Genomic DNA, 21,246 nt, shown 5'->3' with positions numbered 1-21,246 from the left:
CGGCGACCCCTCGACTCGGCGGCGATCTCAGCAGGCGGGCTCCGCCGGGGCGTCCGCCAGAGCGTTCAGCAGGCCACCGAGCACCTTGCGCTGTTCGGCGGTCAATGGAGCCAGGATCTCCTCTGCCGCGTCGGTTCGCGCGTTGCGCAGCCTGCGCAGCGTGGCGCGGCCGGTGTCGGTCAGCTCGATCCGGATCACCCGGCGGTTCGCCGGGTCCGGCGCGCGGCGCACGCACTCGGCCGCCTCCAGCCCGTCGACCAGCGTGGTGACGGCCCGGGGTACCACTTCCAGGCGCGCGGCGAGATCCGCCATGCGGGGCGGTTCCGCGCCGTCGTAATGCGAGACCAGCCGCAGCAGCCTTGACTGGGCGGGAGTGATCCCGAGGGGTTCGAGATGGCGCTTCTGGATGCGGTGCAGTCGGCGGGTCAGGCGGAGCAGTTGCTCGGCGAGTACCCCGTCCGTGCTGTCCGTGCTGTCGGCTTCGGGAGCGGTGCTCATGCTGCGGTCCTCATAATGGGAAGAGTATAGGGACCAGATTCATTGTGAGTATAGGTAACAATGAGCTATGCTCATGTGAGTCTCGTCAGAAGGAGGCCCATGCGCCCCAAAGAGCCCGAGTGGTCCCCAGCGAAAGAAGCCCTCGACCCCAGTCGACCCGCCCCGGCGGACCAGCCCCGTGAGCTGCGCCGCATCGTGTCCCTCTTCCGGCCCTACCGAGGCCGGCTCGCCGTCGTCGGCGCGCTCGTCGGCGCCTCCTCGCTCGTCGGCGTCGCCTCGCCCTTCCTGCTGAGGGAGATCCTGGACGTCGCGATCCCCCAGGGGCGGACCGGGCTGCTCAGCCTGCTCGCCCTCGGCATGATCCTCACCGCGGTCGTCACCAGCGTCTTCGGCGTGCTCCAGACCCTCATATCCACCACCGTCGGCCAGCGCGTCATGCACGACCTGCGCACCGCCGTGTACGCACAGCTCCAGCGGATGCCGTTGGCCTTCTTCACCCGCACCCGCACCGGTGAAGTGCAGTCCCGCATCGCCAACGACATCGGCGGCATGCAGGCCACCGTCACCTCCACCGCGACCTCCCTCGTCTCCAACCTGACCGCCGTGATCGCCTCGGTCGTGGCCATGCTCGCGCTGGACTGGCGCCTGACGCTGGTCTCGCTCCTGCTGCTCCCCGTCTTCGTGTGGATCAGTCGGCGGGTGGGCCGCGAGCGCAAGCGGATCACGACGCAGCGGCAGAAGCAGATGGCCTCCATGGCGGCCACGGTCACGGAATCGCTGTCGGTCAGCGGCATCCTGCTCGGCCGGACCATGGGGCGTGCCGACTCGCTGACGCGTTCCTTCTCGGAGGAGTCGGAGAAGCTGGTCGACCTCGAAGTGCGCTCCAGCATGGCCGGACGCTGGCGGATGTCCACGATCGGCATCGTCATGGCCGCCATGCCCGCGCTCATCTACTGGGCGGCGGGCATCACTCTGCAGACCGGCGCCCCCTCGCTCTCCGTCGGTACCCTCGTCGCCTTCGTCACCCTCCAGCAGGGCCTGTTCCGGCCCGCCGTGAGCCTGCTGTCGACCGGCGTGCAGATCCAGACCTCGCTCGCGCTGTTCGCCCGGATCTTCGAGTACCTCGACCTGCCGGTGGACATCACCGAGCGCCCGGACGCCGTACGGCTGGAGCGCGCCAAGGGCGAGGTCCGCCTGGAGGACGTGCACTTCGCGTACGAGGCCAAGAACGGCCCCACCCTCACGGCGATCGACATCACCGTGCCGGCCGGCGGCTCCCTCGCGGTGGTCGGCCCGACCGGCTCGGGCAAGAGCACCCTGAGCTACCTGGTGCCCCGGCTCTACGACGTGACGGGCGGCAGAGTCGTCCTCGACGGAGTGGACGTACGCGACCTGGACTTCGACTCGCTGGCCCGGTCCATCGGCGTGGTCTCCCAGGAGACCTACCTCTTCCACGCCTCGGTCGCCGACAACCTGCGCTTCGCCAAGCCGGACGCCACCGACGAGGAGATCACCGAGGCGGCCCGGGCGGCCCAGATCCACGAACACATCGCTTCGCTGCCCGACGGATACGACACCCTGGTCGGCGAGCGCGGCTACCGCTTCTCGGGCGGCGAGAAGCAACGTCTGGCCATCGCCCGCACGATCCTGCGCGATCCGCCGGTGCTGATCCTCGACGAGGCCACCAGTGCGCTCGACACCCGCACGGAGCACGCGGTGCAGCAAGCCATCGACAATCTGTCCGCGGGCCGTACCACCATCACCATCGCCCACCGCCTGTCCACCGTTCGCGACGCCGACCAGATCGTCGTACTGGACGCCGGTCGAATAGCCGAGCGCGGAACGCACGAGGAACTGCTGCAGGCCGAGGGTCGATACGCCGCGCTCGTCCGCCGGGACCGGGACGCCGCGCTGGTGCCGGAGGGTGCGGTGAACGAGAAGGCCGCGAACGAGACGGCCAAGGGCGAGACGGTCAAGACGGCCAAGGGGGAGACGTTCGGGGATGCCGTACCGACCCCGGTAAACGTGTGATCGTATGACCGGAACGGGGGTGAGATGACGGACATGTATCAGTTCGCGGGTTAACGTGCCGCTATGCGTCATGAAGATCTGCCGCCCCAGCGCCACCCCCGGCTCACCCGCCGGGGCAGGCTGGCGCTCCTCTTCGGCACGCTGCTCGGGCTCGGGATCGCGATCCTGATTCCGCTGCTGCCGGCTGAGGAAGTGCCGGAGAAGCCACGTCAGTTGCTGATTCCCGAAGGCCGGCGGGCCGTACAGGTCTACGCCGCCGTGGACAGCGCACTCAAACTCCCGGCGGGATCCACGAAGTCGGCGGTCGCCACGGCCGGCCTCGCCCTCCCCCCGGAGGCGAAGGGCAACCCGGAGGGCTATCTCTTCCCGGCGACCTACCCGGTGACCTCGAAGTCCACCCCGGCCTCGGTGCTCGCGTACATGGTGCGGACGGCGAACGGGAAGTTGGCCACCAAAGCCGTCGCGGACGGCGCCACGGCCCACGGGATGACTCCCTACCAGACGGCCACCCTCGCCAGCATCATCGAAGCGGAGGCCGACAACCCGGCCGACATGGGCAAGGTCGCGCGGGTGGTGCACAACCGACTGGCGAAGTCGATGCCGCTCCAGATGGACTCCACCATCAACTACGCGCTGAACCGCAGCACGGTGGACACCAAACTGAGCGAGACGAAGATCGACAGCCCCTTCAACACGTACGAGCGTCAGGGTCTGCCGCCGACGCCGATCAACAGCCCCGGCCTGGAGGCCATGGCGGCGGCCGTCGCCCCGACCCCCGGGGACTGGCTGTTCTTCGTCACGGTGAAACCGGGGGACACCCGCTTCTCCACGACGTACGAGGAACACAAGAAGCACGTCGCGGACTTCAACCGGCTACGCGCGCGGGCGGAGGCCGGCCGGGCCGAGGCGGCGCCTCCCGGACGCGATGCCGACCCCGCGCCCTAGCCGTTCCTCGGGGGGGATTCTCGTGGGGGTTTCGTAAGGGTTCTCGGGGCCGGGTCGCAACGCGGCCGGGGAAGCCCCTGGATGCGCCATCGCGACGTCCCTGGACTGTCGGGGGCGGCGAACGCCGCCGTCCGCGCGGGATCGGTTGTCTCCGGGAGTCGTGGCAGCGGCGTTGAGCGTGTGGTCCGTGCGCGTCCGCGGCACCCGACGCCGGTGGAGGCCGTGGGAGGCCGAGTTCACCCGCCCGTGCTGCGGCGAGGGCTGGGCCCGGGACACGCTGCGCGAGGCGCTGTTCATGCTGCCGCCGAGGTCCGCCGCCGAACTCCGGGCGCGGATCGACCCCTTGGACGCGGTGCTGCTCAGGCGCACGCACCACGAGCCCGCGGCGGATCCGGGGTTGGCGTGGTGGCACCGGAGGTGCTGACCGGGCCGTCCGCGTGCACCCGCCCGGAGGCCGGCCACGCCCCGAGCACGTACAGCTGATCAGGCGCGGCCCGCTTCGACGGGTTCCCGGGCCAGGAGGCGGCGGATCTCGCGGACCGCCGCGCCGCCGGCCCGGTTCGCCCCGATGGTCGACGCCGACGGACCGTAGCCGACGAGGTGGATCCGTTCGTCGCGGACCGCCCTGGTGCCTTCGACGCGGATCCCGCCGCCCGGCTCGCGCAGGTGCAGGGGGGCCAGGTGGTCGACGGCGGCCCGGAAGCCGGTCGCCCAGAGGATCACGTCGGCGTCCTCGTGCCGCCCGTCCGCCCACGCCACCCCGCTCGGGGTGATTGCGTCGAACATGGGCCGGCGGTCCAGGACCCCGGAGGCGAGCCCCGCCCGGACGGCGTCGGTCAGCGCCAGGCCCGTCACACTGACCACGCTCTGCGGCGGCAGGCCCCGGCGGACCCGCTCCTCCACCAGCGCGACCGCCGCCCGCCCGGCGGACTCGCCGAAGTCGCGGTCGCGGAACACCGGCGGCCGGCGGGTCACCCACGTGGTCCGCGCCGCCACCTCGGACACCTCCAGCAGGTGTTGTACGGCCGAGGTGCCACCGCCCACGACGACGACCCGGGCTCCCGCGAACTCCTGCGGCCCCGGGTAGTTCGCGGTGTGCAGTTGGCGGCCGCGGAAGGTCTCCTGGCCGGGGTAGCGGGGCCAGAACGGCCGGTCCCAGGTGCCGGTGGCGTTGATCAGGGCCCGCGGTGCCCAGCTGCCGGACGTGGATTCCACCAGCAGCCGGCCTGCGCTTCCCTCGCGCACGGCGCTCACGTCCACGGGCCGGCGCACCCGTATCCCGAAGCGCTCCTCGTACGCGGCGAAGTACTCTCCGATGACCTCGGAGGAGGGTCGCAGCGGGTCCGCGTCCGTGAGCTCCATGCCGGGCAGCGCGTGCATGCCGTGCACCTTGCCGTAGGTGAGGGACGGCCGGCGGAACTGCCAGGCTCCCCCCGGCCGCGGCGCGTGGTCCAGGACCACGTGGTCGATGCCGGCCCGGGCCAAGTGGTAGGCGCCGGACAGGCCCGCCTGCCCGGCGCCGACGACCACCACGTCGACCGCCGCCGCTTCCCGCTCCACGAGTTCGTTCACGCTTCCACCAACCCGCGGCGGCCCGGGGATCTTCCCGGTGTGCCGCGGGCGGCGCGCTCGCGTGCGTGGCGCAGGGGGCCTCTCCCTCGGCCCCGGGTCAGAGGCGAGCAGCCCGCGGGACGCGAGTTCCGGGGTCACGCCCTCCCCGAACCAGTAGGCCTCCTCCAGGTGGGGATAGCCCGACAGGACGAAGTGCTCGATCCCGAGGGCGTGGTACTCCTCGATCCGGTCCGCCACATCACCGTGGCTGCCGACCAGGGCGGTACCGGCGCCGCCCCGGACCAGGCCCACGCCCGCCCACAGGTTCGGGGCGATCTCCAGCTTGTCCCGCGAGCCGCCGTGCAGGGCGAGCATCCGCTGCCGGCCCACCGACTCGCTCAATGGTGTCTCGCGCACTGGACCGGTCGTCTCCGTGGGCGGGACGCCCGGGCCCTCGACGCGGTACGGAGCGACCACCGCGCAGAACGCTCCGGGTCCACGCCGAAGAGCGCGAACTTCGCCGGATGAGGGGGAGTTCGCGCTTGCGCCGACTGGCGGCGGTGGTGGCACGGGGGCCGGGACCAGGCGGATGCCGCGATCCAGGAGGCGAGTTGCTCGGGTGTGGTGCTCGGATCGGCGACCAGGGTCGCGAGTTCGTCCTCCCGGAAGGTGGCGGTGGTGATCGCCGGGCAACGGTGGCAGGCGTCCACCCCCGTCTGCTGCCACCACTGGCACCGGGAACGGAGGTGGCACCGCGGGACGGCGCGGGAGTCGGCCGCCGGCGGCAGCGCCAGGACCCGATCGACCGGGGCGCAGTCCGTATCCGTCGATTGACGCAGTTCGAGACGCAGTTCGAGACGCAGTGCGAGGCGAAGCGCAGTACCCGCGTCGGCTCGATCCCCGCGGGAATCGAGCCGAGTACCTCCGACGCCGGAACCGGGTCCGCGGGGTAGGTCACCCGCCCGGCCGCCGCGGAGCGGACCCGAGGACGACGGACTCGGGCGCCCGGGCCTCACCGCTCGGACACCACGTGGCCGGCGCGGCCGTCGGCGCGCCCGCCTCCGGCGCGGCCCCTGTGAGGTCGGATCCCACGGTGCTCACCCGCCCGTCAGCCGTCGATCGCGGCATGCGATTCCAGCGCCTCGCGGCCGACGGGCCCGCCGATGGTGCCCTGGAGTCCGAGGGCCTGCTCCTCCGTGAGCGGCCTGCGCGAGGCTCTCGTGCAGCCCGCTCACGGAGGTGATGCGCTCCGTCGGGGCGGGCGCCGCGTTGGCCGCGCCGACCGCCGTGATGGCGATGCCCGCGGCCGGCACGATCGCGGCGCCGCCGGCCGCCGGCTTCTTGTTCGTCTTCATGGGCCTCTCCCGGTGTGGGGCGGCGGAGGTTCCACCGCTGTCCTGTACCGGGACGACCGTAGGTGGGCGCACCGCCCCGAAGGGGCAGTTCCCGGGGGCAGGTCCCCGATCAGGCGGCCCGGTGTTCGCCCAGCCACTCGTAGGCGGTGTCCGCGCTGAATTCGCCGCGACCGCCCCGGAAGAGCAGCCCGGCCGTCGTGAAGGCCGGGTCCCCGGCGGCGATCGGCGCGTACGGCACGGCCAGGCACTCCATCCCGGCGGCGTGCGCGGCCCGCACGCCCGGCGCGGCGTCCTCGACGACCACGCAGTCGGCCGGTTCGGCCCCGAGCCGGCGCGCGGCCTCCAGGAACACGTCCGGCGCGGGCTTGCCGTGCGGCACCTCCTCGGCGGACACCACCGTCGTCAGCAGCGCGTCCAGCCCGGTCCCGGCCAGCACCGTGTCGATCGCCTCCAGCGAGGAACCGGAGGCGACCGCCATCGGGACGCCCTCGCAGTGCAGCCGCTCGACGAACTTGCGCATCTCGGGGAAGACCTCGGTCTCGGCGCGGGCCAGCTCCAGATAGGCGGCGTTCTGCTCCGCGAGCAGTTGTTCCACCGGGGCCCGGAGCGCGTGGCGCTCCTTGAGGATCTCCAGGGTCTCCAGCGTGCCGATGCCGATGAAGCGCGCGTGTTGTTCCCAGGTGAAATCGGGGATTCCGTGGCGCTCCAGGGTGCGGCGCCCGGACTCGTAGTAGTTCGGCTCGCTGTCCACGAGGGTGCCGTCGAGATCGAATATGACGGAGATCATCCGCTGTGCCCGTCCTGCCGGTCGTGTGCGTGTCTCCACCATCTTGTCAGGGTTTGTCCGCTGCTCGTCCCACGGCCTCCACCAGTGGCAACAGTCGGTGGGCGACCCGTTCACGCAGCGCGACCTCCGTCCGGGTGCGGACCACGCCCGGAAGTCGGATCAGCCGCTGGATGACGTCCTCCAGGTGCGCGTTGTCCCGAGCCGCGACCCGGGTCAGCAGATCGCCGCCACCGGTGATGGAGAAGGCCTCGATGATCTCCGGCACCGCCGAGAGGGCGTCCCCGACCTCGTCCAGGTGCCCCTGGGTGACCTCGATGTGGACGAAGGCCAGCACCGGATGGCCGAGGGCCGCGGGGGAGAGCACGGGGCCCGTGCCCGTGATCACCCCGGTGCGCTCCAGTCGGTCCAGCCGGGCCTGGAGGGTGCCGCGCGCCACGCCGAGGAGCCGGGCGTACTCCCGGACGCTGGTGCGCGGCTGCTCGATCAGCAGGCGCAGGATTCGGGTGTCGAGTTCGTCCACCGCCATGCCGTGAGGGTAGCGGCCCGCCGCGCCCCACGGGCTCGGACACTCACCCGGTGCGGCGCGGTGGCCGGGGGAGGAAGCCGCTGGTGCGGGCCCGGTAGGCGGCGTAGCCCGGGCGGTCGGCCATGTGGCGTTCCAGGAGGCGCTTGCCGCTGCCCGCGATCAGCAGGTACGACATCACGAGCGGGCCGATCACCGACACGCCGAACGCCGGCCAGGTCCCCCACGCGGTCAGCGACAGGCCCCACCACACACAGAAGTCGCCGAAGTAGTTCGGGTGCCGGGTCCACGACCACAGGCCCCGGTCCATGATCCGGCCCCGGTTCGCCGGGTCCGCCTTGAACCGCGCCAGCTGGTGGTCGCCCACCGCTTCGAAGGTGATCCCGCACAACCACAGCGCGGTGCCCGCCGCCACCGCCGGCGTTGCCGGGCCGTCGGTTGCGTACGGGCCGGCCTGGACGGGCAGGGAGACCAGCCACACCAGCGCCGCCTGCGACAGGTACACCACGCGCAGCGCGTACAGCCGCGGGTCGCCCGGGGCCTTGGCCAGCATCCGCTCGTACCTGGGGTCCTCCCCGTGTCCGCGGCCCCGCCACGCGATGTGCCCGGCCAGACGCAGGCCCCACAGGACCGTCAGGGCGGCCGTGAGCGGCTGCCGGCCGTCCGACATCCCGTACGTGGTGACCGCCACGGCGGCGAACGCCAGGCCCCAGGCCACGTCGACCACCCGGTGCGTCCCGCGCCGGACGCCCACCGCGAAGGTGATCAGCAGGACGGCGAGCGCGACCCCGGCCGAGACCGCCAGGTTGACCCCGAAGGCCCCCCAGTTCACCGGGCACCGCCGTCCGGGGCCGTCAGCAGGACGCGGTGGGGACCGCGCGGCCCCTGCGACGGCGCCGGGATCAGCCCCGTCGCGTGTCCCGCCATGGCCGGACCGCCCCTGCCGAGGAGCTCCCCGGGCCCCGTCCGGACCTGGAGTGGCAGCCGGTCCAAGGCCCGCCCGGTCGGCGGCCGCCCCCCGGCCGCCCGTGTCCGGGGCGGCTTCGGCACCGCCGGGAGCGTCACCGTGCTCACCGCAACCCCTCCTGGGGTACGTGTCGGGGGCGCGGCCGCACCGGCAGGCCGCGCAGCCACAGCCGGATGCCGTGGAAGCGGATGCCCGCCGCCACCGCGGCGGTGGACCAGGGATGGCGCAGCGAGGCCCGTACGACGCCCCACGCGCCGGCGGGCCTGCGTTCCCCCCGCACGGTCGCCGTCAGTCGGGCGCCGTCGGCCCCGCCGGCGAGCTGCACCATCAGGGCGAGCCGCTCGTCCGGTTCGGGCAGACGCATCCGGTAGCCGCCGTCCACGTCGAGGAACGGGGAGACGTGGAACTCCTTCGCCGCCCGGGCCGTGCCCCGCGCGGCCTCCGGGCCGAGCAGGTAGCAGTGCCGCTCCCCGTACGTGTTGTGCACCTCGGCGACCACGTGGCGCAGCTCCCCGTCGGGGCCGTGGCACCAGTACACAGAGATCGGGTTGAACACGTACCCGAACACGCGGGCGTGCGCGAGCATCGACACCCGTGAACCGGCGGGCAGCGCCGCGCCCCGCGCGACCAGGAAGCGGTCGAGCCCGGCGCGGATGGTCGTCGACCCGCCGCCGAAGTGATCCCGCGCGTCGAAGTGCGCCAGCTGCCGCAACGGGCCCGGAAGGCGGGGGAGGTGGTCGAGGTCGACCAGCCACAGGTACGAGCGGTGGCGCAGCCCGTACGAGTGCCCGCCGGCCCGCACGTGTCGTATGTCGGCCTCGTACAGACGGGGTTTCACCAGCTCACCCCCAGCGCCGCCGCCGCCTCCACGCCCGAGCGGCAACCGTCCTCGTGGAAGCCCCAGCCGTGGTACGCCCCGGCGTAGGCCGTCACCGGGCCGGACAGTGCGGGCAGCAGGCGCTGCGCGGCCACCGACTCCGGGGTGTAGACGGGGTGTTCGTAGTCCATCTCGGCCAGGACCAGGTCCGGGCGGACCCGGTCGTCGGCGTTGAGCGTGACCACGTACGGCTCCGGCGCGTCCAGTCCCTGGAGCCGGTTCATGTCGTAACTGACCCGTACGTGAGCGTCCTGGGGACGACAACCGGACAGCCGGTAGTTCCAGCAGCCCCGGGCCCCCGCCGCACGCGGCAGCACCGAGGCGTCGGTGTGCAGCACGGTCCGGTTGCGGGAGTAGCCGAACGCGCCCAGCGCCTCGCGTTCGGCGTCCGAGGGATCGGCCAGCAGCCGCAGCGCCTGATCGGCGTGGACGGCGACGACCACCGAGTCGTACCCCGTCGAGGTCCCGTCCGCGGTGGTGATCCGGACGCCCTCCGCGGTGCGGGCGAGAGCCCGTACGGGGGTGCCCACGCGGACCGATCCCGTACCGAGCCGGTCCCGCAGCAGCTCCACGTAGCGCGCCGAACCACCCTCGACCGTACGCCAGTTCGGTGACCCGCCCACCGACAGCAGCCCGTGATGGGCGAGGAAGCGGAACAGGTAGCGGGCGGGGTGGCGCAGCGCGGTGTCCGGCGGGCAGGACCACACCGAGGCCACCAGCGGGATCGCGAAGTGCCCGGTGAAGTACGCCCCGAAGCGGCCCTGTCGCAGGAACCGGGCCAGCGTGATCTCGGGCCCGACCGACGGGGTCGCCAGCAACCGGCGGGCCTTCCGGTGGAAGGCCGGCACCTGGGCCAGCATCCGCAGGTAGGCGAGGTTCGCCGCGGCCCGCGGCTGTGCGAACAGCCCGCGCGCACCGCGCGCCCCCGCGTACTCCAGCCCACAGCCCTCGCAGTGCACCGACAGGCTCATCGTCGTCGGCCGGGTGGTCACCCCCAACTCACGGAAGAGGCGCAGCAGATGAGGGTAGGTGCGGTCGTTGTGCACGATGAACCCGGAGTCCACCGAGCGGGTCTCGCCGTCCGTCCCCTTCAGCTCATGGGTGTGGGCGTGCCCGCCCAGCCGCTCGTCGGCCTCGTACAGGGTCACCTCGTGGGAACGCGCCAGCACGTACGCCGCCGTCAGCCCCGAGACACCCCCGCCGACCACGGCCGTACGCGGTCGTGATCGTCCTCGCTCGCTCATCGTGTCGCCTCCTTGACCGGTACTTCGGAGCCGGAGGGGTGCCCGGATGTGTCCGAGGGCGAACCGGGCCACCAGGATTTCGGTCCGATGTCCCTGACCAGGGCCGGAACCAGCAGCGAACGCACGATCAGGGTGTCCAGCAGGACGCCGAAGGCCACGATGAAGGCGATCTGCGTCAGGAAGGCGAGCGGGATAACCCCCAGTGCGGCGAAGGTCGCCGCGAGGACCACGCCCGCCGAGGTGATCACCCCGCCGGTGGAGGTAAGACCGCGCCTGATGCCCTCGCGGTGACCGTGCGCCACCGTCTCCTCGCGGACCCGGGACATCAGGAAGATGTTGTAGTCCACCCCGAGCGCGACCAGGAACACGAACCCGTACAACGGGACCGAGGAGTCCGTCCCGCTGAACCCGAACACGCCCCGGAAGACGAGCGCGGACACGCCGAGCGTGGCGAGGAAGTTCAGCGCGACCGTCGCCACCAGCAGCAGGGGCATCACCAGCGAGCGCAACAACCCCGCCAGGATCACCAGGATGATCCCGAGCACCACCGGCACGATCAGGGCGCGGTCGTGGGCCGCCGTCCGCTGGGTGTCGTACTGCTGCGCGGTGTACCCGCCGACCAGCGCGTCCGCGCCCGCAACCGCGTGCACGGCGGTCCGCAACCGGCCCACCGTCTCCTTGGCGGCGTCGCTGTCGGCCGCGTCGTCCAGGGTCGCGTCGATCCGGACCCGGCCGCCGGGGCCGGGGGCGCCCGACGGCGCCGCGTCGGCCACGCCCTCGGTGGCCCGCGCGGCCGCCACCACCCGCGGGGCCCGGTCCGCGTCCGCGATCACCACGGCGGGGTTGCCCGCGCCGCCCGGGAAATGCCGCCCCAGCGTGGCCTGCGCCGACACCGACGGGGCGTCGTTCACGAAGATCTCGTCGAGCGGAACCCCCTTGGAGACCAGCAGCGGGGAGAAGGCCGCGCAGGCCAGCAGCCCGGCCAGGCTCAGCCCCCACACCCGGCGCGGCGCCCGGTCCACCAGCGCGGCCACCCGGGTCCAGACGGGATGCGCGGCGTCGGAGGCCTTCGGTCGGGCCGGCCAGTAGGCGGCCCGCCCCGACAGGACCAGCGCGGCGGGCAGGAACGTCAACGCGGCGAGCACCGCGCAGCCGATGCCGATCGCTCCCACCGGGCCCAGCGCCCGGTTGTTGGTCAGATCGCTCAGCAGGAGCGCCAGCAGGCCCAGCGCGACGGTGGCGGCGCTCGCGAGGACCGGACCCAGCGTGCGCCGCCACGCGGCCCGCATCGCCGCGAACCGGTCGGGCTCCGTCCCGAGCTCCTCCCGGAACCGGGCGGTCAGCAACAACGCGTAGTCCGTCGCGGCGCCGATGACCAGGATCGACAGGATGCCCTGCACCTGGCCGTCCACCCGGACCAGCCCGCGATCGGCCAACGCGTACACGATCGCGCAGGCCAGGCCGAGGGCGAGGACCGCGCCGAAGACCACGATCAGGGGCAGCAACACACTGCGGTAGACGACGAGCAGGATCACCAGGACCGTCGCCAGCGCCACCCCCAACAGCAGCCCGTCGATACCCGCGAAGGCGTCCCCGAGATCCGCCTGGGTGGCGGCCGGCCCGGCGATCGACACCGTGGTGCCCGGCACCTTCCCCGCCGCCCCCCGCACCCGCTCCAGTACGTCCGTCAAACCGTCGCCGAGGTCCGGACGCAGCGGCACGACCCCCCGCAGCGCCTGCCCGTCCCGTGAGGGCACGGCCGGGGAGGACGGACCCGCGAGCCCCTCACCGCCGGTCAGCGAGGCCAGCGCGGCGCTCGCCGAGCCCTGGAGGGCGGGGGCGATCCGCCCGCCGTCCGAGGCGGTCCACACCACGATCGCGGGCAGCGACTCGGCCTGCCGCAGGGCCCGCTGCGCCTCCACCACCCGGGTGGACTCGGCGCTGCGGGGCAGGAAGGCGGCCTGGTCGTTGGTGGCGACCTCGCCGAGCTTGCCCGCGTACGGGCCGAGCACCCCGCCGACGGCGAGCCAGCCGAGCAACAACAGGATCGGAATCACCAGGCGGGTGATCCGCGGAGACGGGCGCATGGCACTCCCGGACATGAGGTCAGTCTGTGCTGAGGTGGTGGACGGGCCTTCTGGATCACCTTTCGGCCGGGACACGTCATTCGGATGCGCCGTTCGGGCGAGGGCGCATCCGATCACGTCGCCCGGGTCGAATCCCCTGTGAGGTCACGACCACGAGATCTCCCGGCATCCCACGAGATCTCCCGTACGAGGTCCCGGACCGGGACCACCAGGAGCGGAGACGCGTCATGACAAGCCTGCGATGTCTGGTCACCGGGGCCACCGGCTACATCGGCGGCCGACTGGTGCCCGAACTCCTCGACGCCGGCCACCACGTGCGCTGCCTGGCCCGCTCCCCGGAGAAACTGCGCGACCACCCCTGGGCCGGCCGGGCCGAGGTGGTGCGCGGCGACGTCATCGACCCGCGATCGGTGGGCGAGGCCCTGCGCGACATCGACGTGGCCTACTACCTCGTCCACTCCCTCGGCACCGGTTCCGGCTTCGAGGACCGCGACCGCGCCGCCGCCCGGATCTTCGCCGAGCAGGCCCACGCGGCCGGCGTCCGGCGGATCGTCTACCTGGGCGGTCTCACCCCCACCGGGATCCCCGTCCGGGAACTCTCCACGCACCTGCGCTCCCGCGCCGAGGTCGGGGAGATCTTCCTCGCCTCCGCCGTCCCGGCCACCGTGCTGCGCGCCGCCGTCATCATCGGATCCGGCTCGGCCTCCTTCGAGATGCTGCGCTACCTCACCGAGCGGCTGCCCGTCATGGTCACCCCGAGCTGGGTCGGCACCCGCTGCCAGCCGATCGCCGTCCGCGACGTCCTGCGCTATCTCGTCGGCAGCGCCACGATGGCGCCCGACGTCAGCCGGACCTTCGACATCGGGGGCCCGGACGTGGTCACCTACGAGGAGATGATGCGCCGCTACGCCTCCGTGGCGGAGCTCCCCAAACGGCTCATCCTGCGCGTCCCGATGCTCACCCCGCGACTGTCCAGCCACTGGATCGGGCTGGTCACCCCGGTGCCCCGGCGCCTCGCCCGACCGCTCGCCGAATCCCTGCGCCACGAGGTGGTGTGCGAGGAACACGACATCGCCGCGTACGTCACCGACCCGCCCGGCACGCCGATCGGCTTCGACCAGGCCCTCGTCCTCGCCCTCCAGCGGGTCCGCGACGCCAACGTGGTCACCCGCTGGTCCTCCGCCTCCCTGCCCGGCGCCCCCAGCGACCCGCTGCCGACCGACCCCGACTGGGCCGGCGGCAGCCTGTACGAGGACAACCGGGAACTGGACGTGGAGGCCTCGCCCGCCGCGCTGTGGCGGGTGGTGGAGGGGATCGGCGGGGAGAACGGCTGGTACTCCTTCCCCCTGGCCTGGGCGGTACGCGGCTGGCTGGACCGGCTCGTCGGCGGGGTCGGCATCCGGCGCGGCCGGCGCGACGCGTCCCGACTGAGGGTGGGCGACTCGCTCGACTTCTGGCGCGTGGAGGAGATCGAACCGGGACGGCTGCTGCGGTTGCGCGCCGAGATGCGGCTGCCGGGACTCGCCTGGCTGGAACTGCGCGCGGACCCGGACCCGGACACCCCCGCGCCCCCCGCCGACACCGACACCGACACCGACCATCGGCGGGAACGGACGGCCACGCCCGCGCGCTCCCGCTACCGCCAACGCGCCCTGTTCCACCCGCACGGGCTGCTCGGGCACATGTACTGGTGGAGCGTCTCGCCCTTCCACGCCGTGGTCTTCGGCGGCATGGCGCGCAACATCGCCCGGGCCGCCGAGCGGCAGGCCCCCGGCCGGGCGGCCGGCGGGCCGGAGCGCATCCGATCCGGCCCGGGGCGCCGAAGCACCCCATGACAACCGTCCCCCACGGCCCTGACGCGGAGACGAGAACCCATGAACGTCGCGGTGGTCCTGTACACCTCGGACCTGCGCCTGCACGATCACCCGCCGCTGCGCGCGGCGATGTCCTCCTGCGACCGGGTCGTACCGCTCTTCGTCCGCGACCGGGCCATCGAGGCGGCCGGATTCGCCGCGCCCAACCGGTCGGCCTTCCTCGCCGACTGCCTCGCCGCGCTCGACGCCGGGCTGCGCGAACGCGGTGGACGCCTCGTGGTCCGTTCCGGGGACGCCGTCGACCGGGTGTGCGCCGTCGTACGGGAGGCGGACGCCGACGAGGTGCACATGGCGGCCGGGGTCAGCGCGTACGCCCACGCCCGCGAGGAACGACTGCGCGCGGCCCTGGAGGCCGAGGGCCGCCGGCTGTACGTCCACGACGCGGTGATCACGGCGGTCGCCCCGGGCGCCGTGCGGCCCGCCGGCGGCGACCACTTCGCCGTCTTCACCCCGTACCTGCGCCGCTGGAGCGAACTGCCCCCGCGCCCGACGGCCGCGGCCCCCCGCACGGTCCGGGTCCCCGAGGACATCGACTCCGAAGCGCTGCCCGAGCGCACCGCCGTCACCGGGGTCTCCCCGGGCCTGGCGGACGGCGGCGAGCGCGAGGCCCGGCGACTGCTCACCAGTTGGCTGAACGACGGCGTCGCCCGCTACGAGGACACCCACGACGACCTCGCCGGCGACGCCACCTCCCGGCTCTCCCCGCACCTGCACTTCGGCACGCTCTCGCCCGTCGAGGCCGTCCAACGCTCCCGAGCCGTCGGCGGCCCGGGCGCCGAGGCCTTCGTCCGGCAGCTGTGCTGGCGCGACTTCCACCACCAGGTGCTGGCCGCCCGCCCCGCCGCCGCGGCCGAGGACTACCGCGCCCGCCGCGACCACTGGCGCACCGGCGCCGCGGCCGAGGAGGAGGTCCAGGCCTGGAAGGAGGGCCGCACGGGCTATCCCGTGGTCGACGCGGCCATGCGCCAGCTCGGCCACGAGGGCTGGATGCACAACCGCGGCCGGCTGTTGGCCGCGAGCTTCCTCGCCAAGACCCTGTACGTGGACTGGCGGGTCGGCGCCCGACACTTCCTCGACCTCCTCGTGGACGGGGACCTCGCCAACAACCAGCTCAACTGGCAGTGGGTGGCCGGCACGGGCACCGACACCCGACCCAACCGGGTCCTGAACCCGGTCCGACAGGGACTGCGCTACGACCCCGACGGCGCCTACGTGCACCGCTGGGTCCCCGAACTCGCCGACCTCCCCGCACCCCGGGTGCACGAACCCTGGCGGCTGACCGGCCCGGAACGGGCGCGCTTCGACTATCCGGACCCGCTGGTCGAGCTCCCGGACGCGCTCGCCCGCTTCCGGCACGGACGGGGAATCGAATGACAGCCGCCCCGCGTGACCTCGTCGTATCGTGAGCGGGTGGACCCCGTGCCGCCCCACCCACCCCACGACCACCCCCCGGAACTGCCCGCGGCGGCGCTGAGCACCGGCGCCGTGGCCCGGCGCCTGGGGGTGTCGCCCACCACCCTGCGGTCCTGGGAGCGCCGGTACGCCATCGGCCCCGCGCGCCGCGAGGACGGCCGGCACCGCCGCTGGACCGCCGAGGACATCGCCCGACTGGAGCTGATGTGCCGGCTGACCGCCCAGGGCGTGCCCCCCTCCGAGGCCGCCCGGGCCGCCGTCGGCGCGGCGCCCGGCGGCTCCGCCGCCCCCGAGCCGGCGGCGGCGGAGCCGACCGCGGCGCCGGGCGGCCCCAACGCGCTCCCGCTCGGCGAGGTCCGCCCGGAGTGCAGGGGACTCGCCCGGGCCGCCGTACGACTCGACGCCCCCGCGGTGGAACAACTGCTGGATTCCGCCGTCGCGGAACACGGCCTGGTCACCGCGTGGGAGGAGATCATCGCGCCGACCCTGCACGCGGTCGGCCGCAAGTGGGCCTCGGCCGGGGAACGTTACGTGGAGGTGGAGCACCTGCTCTCCTGGCACGTCTCGTGCGCGCTGCGCCGGGTACGGCCGGCCGCGGAAAAACTGCGCTCCCCCTCCGTGCTGTTGGCGTGCGCGCCGGGGGAGCAGCACACCCTGCCGATGGAGGCGCTGGCCGCCGTGCTCGGCGAACGGGGCCTGCCCGTGCGGATGTTCGGGGCCGCCCTGCCCGCCGAGGCCCTGCACGAGGCCGTCCGGCGCACGGGCCCGCGTGCGGCCGTCCTGTGGTCCCAGTCCCGGACGACCGCCGACCGGGCCCTGGTGCGTTCGGTGGCCGCCATCGAGTGGGGGCTGCGCGGCGCGCGCGGACACTCGGCGCTGCTGCTCGCCGGACCCGGGTGGGGGACGGGATCCCCGGACCCGCGCACCGAGCGGCTGTTCGGCCTGCGCTCGGGCCTGACCGTCATCGAGAACGCCCTGCGCTCCGCCGACCACCCCGAACCGGCGACCAGGACGGGCCCGGCGACCGGGGCGCGGGCGTAGGGCGGCTCCGTCCTTGCGGCGGGCGCCACCCGCGCCGATCGAAGTCGCGGTCCGTCAACCGTGCGACGGGCCCGCGACGGCGACGCGGGCGGTCACCTGCCCGCGGTCACCTGCCCGCGGTCTCCGGCGTGCGGGCGGACACGGTCGGCGCCACCGACGCGCGCAGGACGCGCAGGGCCCGCCGCATGTGGCTCTTGACCGTGCCCAGCGGCAGTCCCGTGCGGTCCGCGATCTGGCTCTGGGTCAGGTCCCCGTAGAAGGCCAGCCGCAGGACGCGCTGCTGCGCCGCCGGCAGCCGGGCCAGTTCCCCGAGGATCACGACCCGGTCCACGACCTGCTCCGGCTCAGGTCGGTCGCAGACCGCGGGCCACCGGGCGAACTCGTGGAAGGCGCGGGTGGCCGCCGCCACCGCACGCGCCCGCCGGGTCCGCGCTTCCAGGGCGTCGGCCACCTTGTGGCGGGTGATCCCGGTCAGCCAGGCCCCCAGCCCGCCGGGGCCCGGCCGGTAGCCGCCGCGACCGCGCCAGGCGGCCAGGAACACCTGCTGGGTCACGTCCTCGGCCTCGCGGTCGTCGCCGAGCGAGCGGCGCGCCAGGGAGTACACCATCGGGCGCCACCGGCGGTAGACGGCCTCCATGGCGCACTCGTCCCCGGCCGCGAAACCCGCCGCCACGCGCGCCTCGTCCGGCGCGTCGCTTTCGTACACCGAAGTGCCCCACGCACCCGGCGCGCCCCCGCCGGGCTCACCCCGCGGGTGCGTGCGCCGGTCGTGCCGCCACGTCTGGTCGTCCATCCGGTCGTCCATGCCCCGAGCCTCGCGAGCCGGAGGGTCCCCGGCCAAGTCGCACCGTTTACGCATCGATTTCCCCGCCCCCGATCCGTGCCCCATCCGTGGCCCCGACCGGCTGCCCGACCGGTGCCCCTGAAGGGAGGCCCGAAGGGGCGGCGCGCGTTCTGTCAGGTGGCTGCCGCGGCCCGGCCCTCGCCCGCCGCGAACCGCCACACCCGCGCGTGCCCCGGCACCACCGGGAGGATCAGCAGCAGGACCTCCGCCCGGATCCCGGACCCGCAAGCGCAAGCGCAAGCCCGGATCCCAGACCCGCGAGCGCAAGGGTGAAACAGGTGGTGGAGAACAAGGGCGTGGAACGTGCTCACATCCATGACGCCCGACAGTGACACGCCTGCCCGGCGACTTCGGCGACGACATGCCGGAGCGACTATCGTCCGAGGGATGAGCGACCTGATGCTGGTGAGGCACGGTGAGACGGAGTGGAGCGCCAACGGGCGACACACCGGGCTGACGGACGTACCGCTGACCGCGCGCGGCGTCGAGGAGGCGATCTCCCTGGCCCCGTTCTTCCTCGACCGGCAACCCGCCCTGGTGCTGACCAGCCCGCTGCGCCGCGCGGTCGCCACGGCCCGGCTCGCCGGGCTGAGCGGCGGCGTCACCGACACCGACCTGCACGAATGGGACTACGGCGGCTACGAGGGCGTGACCACCGTCGAGATCCGCAAGACCCGGCCGACCTGGTCGCTGTGGACCGACGGGGTCCCGCCCGGGGACGCCGGGCACCCCGGCGAGCAGGCCGAACAGGTCGGGGCCCGGGCGGACCGCGCCCTCGCCCGGATCGCCGAGGTGCTGCGGGAGGACCGCGGCGACGTGGTGGTGGTCGCCCACGGCCACTTCCTGCGGGTGCTGACGGCCCGCTACCTCGGGCTGCCCCCGGCCGAGGGGCGGCTGTTCCTGCTGCGCACCGGGACTGTCAGCCTCCTGTCGACCGAGCACGAACTCCCGGTCATCGCGGGCTGGAACACCAAGCCCTGACCCGCCCCGGACCCTCCCTCCACGCGCCGCGAACCGGCAGGACGACGAGTGACCGGCCATAAACCGCCGTGGGCGACTGTTCTCGCAGTCACCGTCGCGGTCGCAGGCCGGCAGGGCACACCGTCCGGAGAGGAGCCGTCCATGGAGTCCACCGCGCCGCGCCGGCGGGATCCCGCCGCACCCGGGGAGCCCGCGCTGAGGATCGGGGTCCTCGGCCCGCTCGACGTGCGTCTCGACGGCGAATCCCGCACCCCCACCGCGCCACAGGTCCGACGGGTCCTGGCCGTGCTGCTGCTGCGCGCGGGACGGCCCGTGCCGCTCGCCGCCCTCATCGAGGAACTGTGGGAGATCGACCCGCCGCGCCTCGCCCGCAAGACCGTCCAGACGTACGTGTACCAGCTGCGCCGTGCCCTGGCCCGGCGGCCGGTCCCCGCGCACGGCCCCGCACCCGCGCCGTACTCCTCCGACCGGCTGGAGACCCGTACCAACGGCTACCTGCTGCGGCTGCGCCCCGAGGAGGTGGACCTGTGGGACTTCGAACGCCGCATCGGACTGGCCCGCGTCGACCTGGACGCCGGCAACGCCCGCGAGGCCGCCGGCGCACTGCGGGCGGCCCTCGCCCTGTGGCGCGGCGACGCCTTCGCCGACGTACCCGCCGGCCCCGAACTCGCCTCCCGGATCAGCCGGATCGAGGCCACCCGGATCAGCGCGCTGGAGATGCGCGTCCAGGCGGACCTCCAACTCGGCCTGCACGGTGCCCTGCTCGACGAGCTGCGCCGGCTCACCGCCGAACACCCGCTGAACGAGAGGTTCGCCGCCGACCTGGTCCTCGCCGCGCACCGCTCCGGCCAACGGGCCACCGCCCTGGACGCGTTCACCCGGCTGCGCCGCAACCTCGTCCGCGAGCTGGGCATCGAACCCTCCGACTGGGTCCGCAAGCTCCAACAGGAAGTGCTGAGCGCCGATCCACGCCTCGGCGCGCCCGCGCCCGAACACCTGACCCCGACCGGCCGGCCCGCCCGGGACCTCCCCGCGGCGGCGCCGGCCGCCCTCCCCAGGCTGACCCAACTCCCGCCCGACACACCCGATTTCGTCGGCCGCCGTCGCGAGCTCGACCGGCTGCTCGCCCTGGCCGCCCCCGGAGAGGACTCCGAACGGCGTGCCGCACCCCGGATCGTCACCGTCCTCGGCGGCATCGGCGCCGGCAAGAGCGTGCTGGCCGTCCGGGCCGCCCACCAGCTCAGCGGCCGCTTCCCCGACGGCCAGTTGTACGCCCGGCTGCACAGCGACCGGGAGACGCCGATCAGCCCCACGCTGATCCTGCGCTCCTTCCTGCGCGACCTGCACCTGGACTCCGTGCCCACCTCGGACGGGGACCCCGCCGGCTGGGCCGAGGACGAGCTGGCCCGCAGGTTCCGCGACCACACAGCGGGCCGCGCGCTGCTCCTGCTCCTGGAGGACGCCGCGTCCGCCCGGCAGATCCTGCCGCTGCTGCCCGGCGGCAGCCGCAGCACCGTCATCACCACCTCCCGCGTCCGGCTCCCCGGACTGCCGGGCGCCGCGCAGCTGACACTCGGGCCGATGAGCGCCGAGGACGGCGCGGCGCTGTTCGCCGCGGCCACCGGCCCCGCGGGATGGCCCACGGGCGACCACACGGCAACCCGGCGCATCGTCCGGCTGATGGGCCACGTGCCCCTCGGGATCAGGGCGATGGGGGAGACGCTGGCGGCCCGTCCCATGTGGTCCACGGCCGATTTCGCCGAACGGCTGGCCAACGAACGCCAACGCCGGGTAGAACTGCGCTCAGGGACCTGGGACGTGCTGGCCCGGGTCGAGCAGTCCTGCGCGCGGCTGCCCCACCCGGCCGGCCGGGCGCTCACCGAACTCAGTCGTTCCGCCTCCGGAGCGTTCGTGGTCCGGGACGCCGCGCAACTCCTCGGGGTGGCCACGAGCACCGCGGAACAGCTCCTGGGCACGCTGCTGGACCACCACGCCGTCGAACTCGCCGGCCGGGTCCCCACGGGAACCCCCGAGATGTCGGTGCCCTCGTTCCGGATACCGGAACTGATCCGGCTCGCCCTCGCCGGAGACCCGGACACCGATCCGGAACCGCGGTACCCGACCGCCCCGGGCCGGCCGGCGGCGTACGCCACGATCCGCGCGGGCGCGGAGGCGGGGCTTCCCGATCCTTTGCCCCCGCTTGGTCGCCCCGCGTGAAGCTGCGTCTC

17 protein-coding genes are annotated in these 21,246 nt (G+C 73.8%); 8 read left to right on the top strand and 9 right to left on the bottom strand.

The genetic code is table 11. From position 1 onward, the window contains the following. Positions 1 to 27 precede the first annotated feature (27 nt). Complete coding sequence (locus ACIRO3_RS08305; protein ID WP_404133835.1) at positions 28 to 498, bottom strand: MarR family winged helix-turn-helix transcriptional regulator; 471 nt, start codon at positions 496 to 498, stop codon at positions 28 to 30. Positions 499 to 597: 99 nt separating this feature from the next. Here ACIRO3_RS08305 and ACIRO3_RS08300 point away from each other — a divergent pair, with 99 nt between their 5' ends. From ACIRO3_RS08300 to ACIRO3_RS08290, 3 genes are all read left to right on the top strand, one after another. Continuing rightward, complete coding sequence (locus ACIRO3_RS08300) at positions 598 to 2,529, top strand: ABC transporter ATP-binding protein (protein WP_404133832.1); 1,932 nt, start codon at positions 598 to 600, stop codon at positions 2,527 to 2,529. A gap of 63 nt (positions 2,530 to 2,592) precedes the next feature. After that, positions 2,593 to 3,474, top strand: a complete 882-nt coding sequence (mltG, locus tag ACIRO3_RS08295) for an endolytic transglycosylase MltG (protein WP_404133829.1) — start codon at positions 2,593 to 2,595, stop codon at positions 3,472 to 3,474. Between the two features lie 160 nt (positions 3,475 to 3,634). Then, the gene (locus tag ACIRO3_RS08290; protein WP_404133826.1) at positions 3,635 to 3,898 is read left to right on the top strand and encodes a hypothetical protein; all 264 of its coding nucleotides are present in this window, start codon (positions 3,635 to 3,637) and stop codon (positions 3,896 to 3,898) included. Between the two features lie 59 nt (positions 3,899 to 3,957). On the opposite strand, the gene ACIRO3_RS08285 is transcribed toward ACIRO3_RS08290, so the two are convergent. From ACIRO3_RS08285 to ACIRO3_RS08255, 7 genes are all read right to left on the bottom strand, one after another. Next, positions 3,958 to 5,034, bottom strand: a complete 1,077-nt coding sequence (locus ACIRO3_RS08285; RefSeq protein WP_404134137.1) for an FAD-dependent oxidoreductase — start codon at positions 5,032 to 5,034, stop codon at positions 3,958 to 3,960. A 1,455-nt stretch (positions 5,035 to 6,489) separates the two neighbouring features. Continuing rightward, positions 6,490 to 7,167, bottom strand: a complete 678-nt coding sequence (locus ACIRO3_RS08280; protein ID WP_365998972.1) for an HAD family phosphatase — start codon at positions 7,165 to 7,167, stop codon at positions 6,490 to 6,492. A 46-nt stretch (positions 7,168 to 7,213) separates the two neighbouring features. Next, positions 7,214 to 7,693: an Lrp/AsnC family transcriptional regulator gene (locus ACIRO3_RS08275; protein ID WP_404133823.1), complete on the bottom strand. Its 480-nt coding sequence runs from the start codon at positions 7,691 to 7,693 to the stop codon at positions 7,214 to 7,216. Between the two features lie 43 nt (positions 7,694 to 7,736). Further along, complete coding sequence (locus ACIRO3_RS08270) at positions 7,737 to 8,522, bottom strand: DUF1295 domain-containing protein (protein ID WP_361778692.1); 786 nt, start codon at positions 8,520 to 8,522, stop codon at positions 7,737 to 7,739. 238 nt (positions 8,523 to 8,760) lie between these two features. Next, positions 8,761 to 9,495 (bottom strand): DUF1365 domain-containing protein, encoded by a 735-nt coding sequence (locus ACIRO3_RS08265; protein ID WP_404133820.1) that lies wholly within the window; start codon positions 9,493 to 9,495, stop codon positions 8,761 to 8,763. After that, positions 9,492 to 10,778, bottom strand: coding sequence for an NAD(P)/FAD-dependent oxidoreductase (locus ACIRO3_RS08260; RefSeq protein ID WP_404133817.1), 1,287 nt, complete (start codon positions 10,776 to 10,778; stop codon positions 9,492 to 9,494). Before ACIRO3_RS08260 ends, ACIRO3_RS08265 begins: the two co-directional genes overlap by 4 nt. Beyond that, positions 10,775 to 12,865, bottom strand: a complete 2,091-nt coding sequence (locus tag ACIRO3_RS08255; RefSeq protein ID WP_404134135.1) for an MMPL family transporter — start codon at positions 12,863 to 12,865, stop codon at positions 10,775 to 10,777. The genes ACIRO3_RS08260 and ACIRO3_RS08255 overlap by 4 nt, the downstream gene beginning before the upstream one ends. A 227-nt stretch (positions 12,866 to 13,092) precedes the next feature. Here ACIRO3_RS08255 and ACIRO3_RS08250 point away from each other — a divergent pair, with 227 nt between their 5' ends. The 3 genes from ACIRO3_RS08250 to ACIRO3_RS08240 are packed head-to-tail and all read left to right on the top strand — an operon-like array spanning position 13,093 to position 17,193. Continuing rightward, entirely contained in the window at positions 13,093 to 14,700 is a 1,608-nt protein-coding gene (locus ACIRO3_RS08250) for an SDR family oxidoreductase (RefSeq protein ID WP_404133814.1), read from the top strand. Between the two features lie 39 nt (positions 14,701 to 14,739). Next, on the top strand, positions 14,740 to 16,113 hold the full coding sequence (locus ACIRO3_RS08245; protein WP_404133811.1) for a cryptochrome/photolyase family protein: 1,374 nt from the start codon (positions 14,740 to 14,742) through the stop codon (positions 16,111 to 16,113). Between the two features lie 36 nt (positions 16,114 to 16,149). Next, on the top strand, positions 16,150 to 17,193 hold the full coding sequence (locus ACIRO3_RS08240) for a MerR family transcriptional regulator (protein WP_404133810.1): 1,044 nt from the start codon (positions 16,150 to 16,152) through the stop codon (positions 17,191 to 17,193). Positions 17,194 to 17,299: 106 nt separating this feature from the next. Here the strand turns inward: ACIRO3_RS08240 and ACIRO3_RS08235 are convergent, their stop codons facing one another. Then, a complete protein-coding gene (locus ACIRO3_RS08235; protein ID WP_404133807.1) occupies positions 17,300 to 17,998 on the bottom strand; it encodes an RNA polymerase sigma factor in 699 nt (232 codons plus the stop codon). 426 nt (positions 17,999 to 18,424) lie between these two features. Here ACIRO3_RS08235 and ACIRO3_RS08230 point away from each other — a divergent pair, with 426 nt between their 5' ends. After that, positions 18,425 to 19,018, top strand: a complete 594-nt coding sequence (locus tag ACIRO3_RS08230) for a histidine phosphatase family protein (RefSeq protein ID WP_404133804.1) — start codon at positions 18,425 to 18,427, stop codon at positions 19,016 to 19,018. A gap of 141 nt (positions 19,019 to 19,159) precedes the next feature. Then, a complete protein-coding gene (locus tag ACIRO3_RS08225) occupies positions 19,160 to 21,235 on the top strand; it encodes a BTAD domain-containing putative transcriptional regulator (protein WP_404133801.1) in 2,076 nt (691 codons plus the stop codon). The last annotated feature ends 11 nt before the right edge of the window (positions 21,236 to 21,246 follow it).

The organism is Streptomyces sp. NPDC102278 (assembly GCF_044766345.1).
GTDB lineage: Bacteria > Actinomycetota > Actinomycetes > Streptomycetales > Streptomycetaceae > Streptomyces.
Note: the sequence above shows the minus strand (reverse complement) of the source record. Positions and strands in the feature narration are given on the sequence as shown.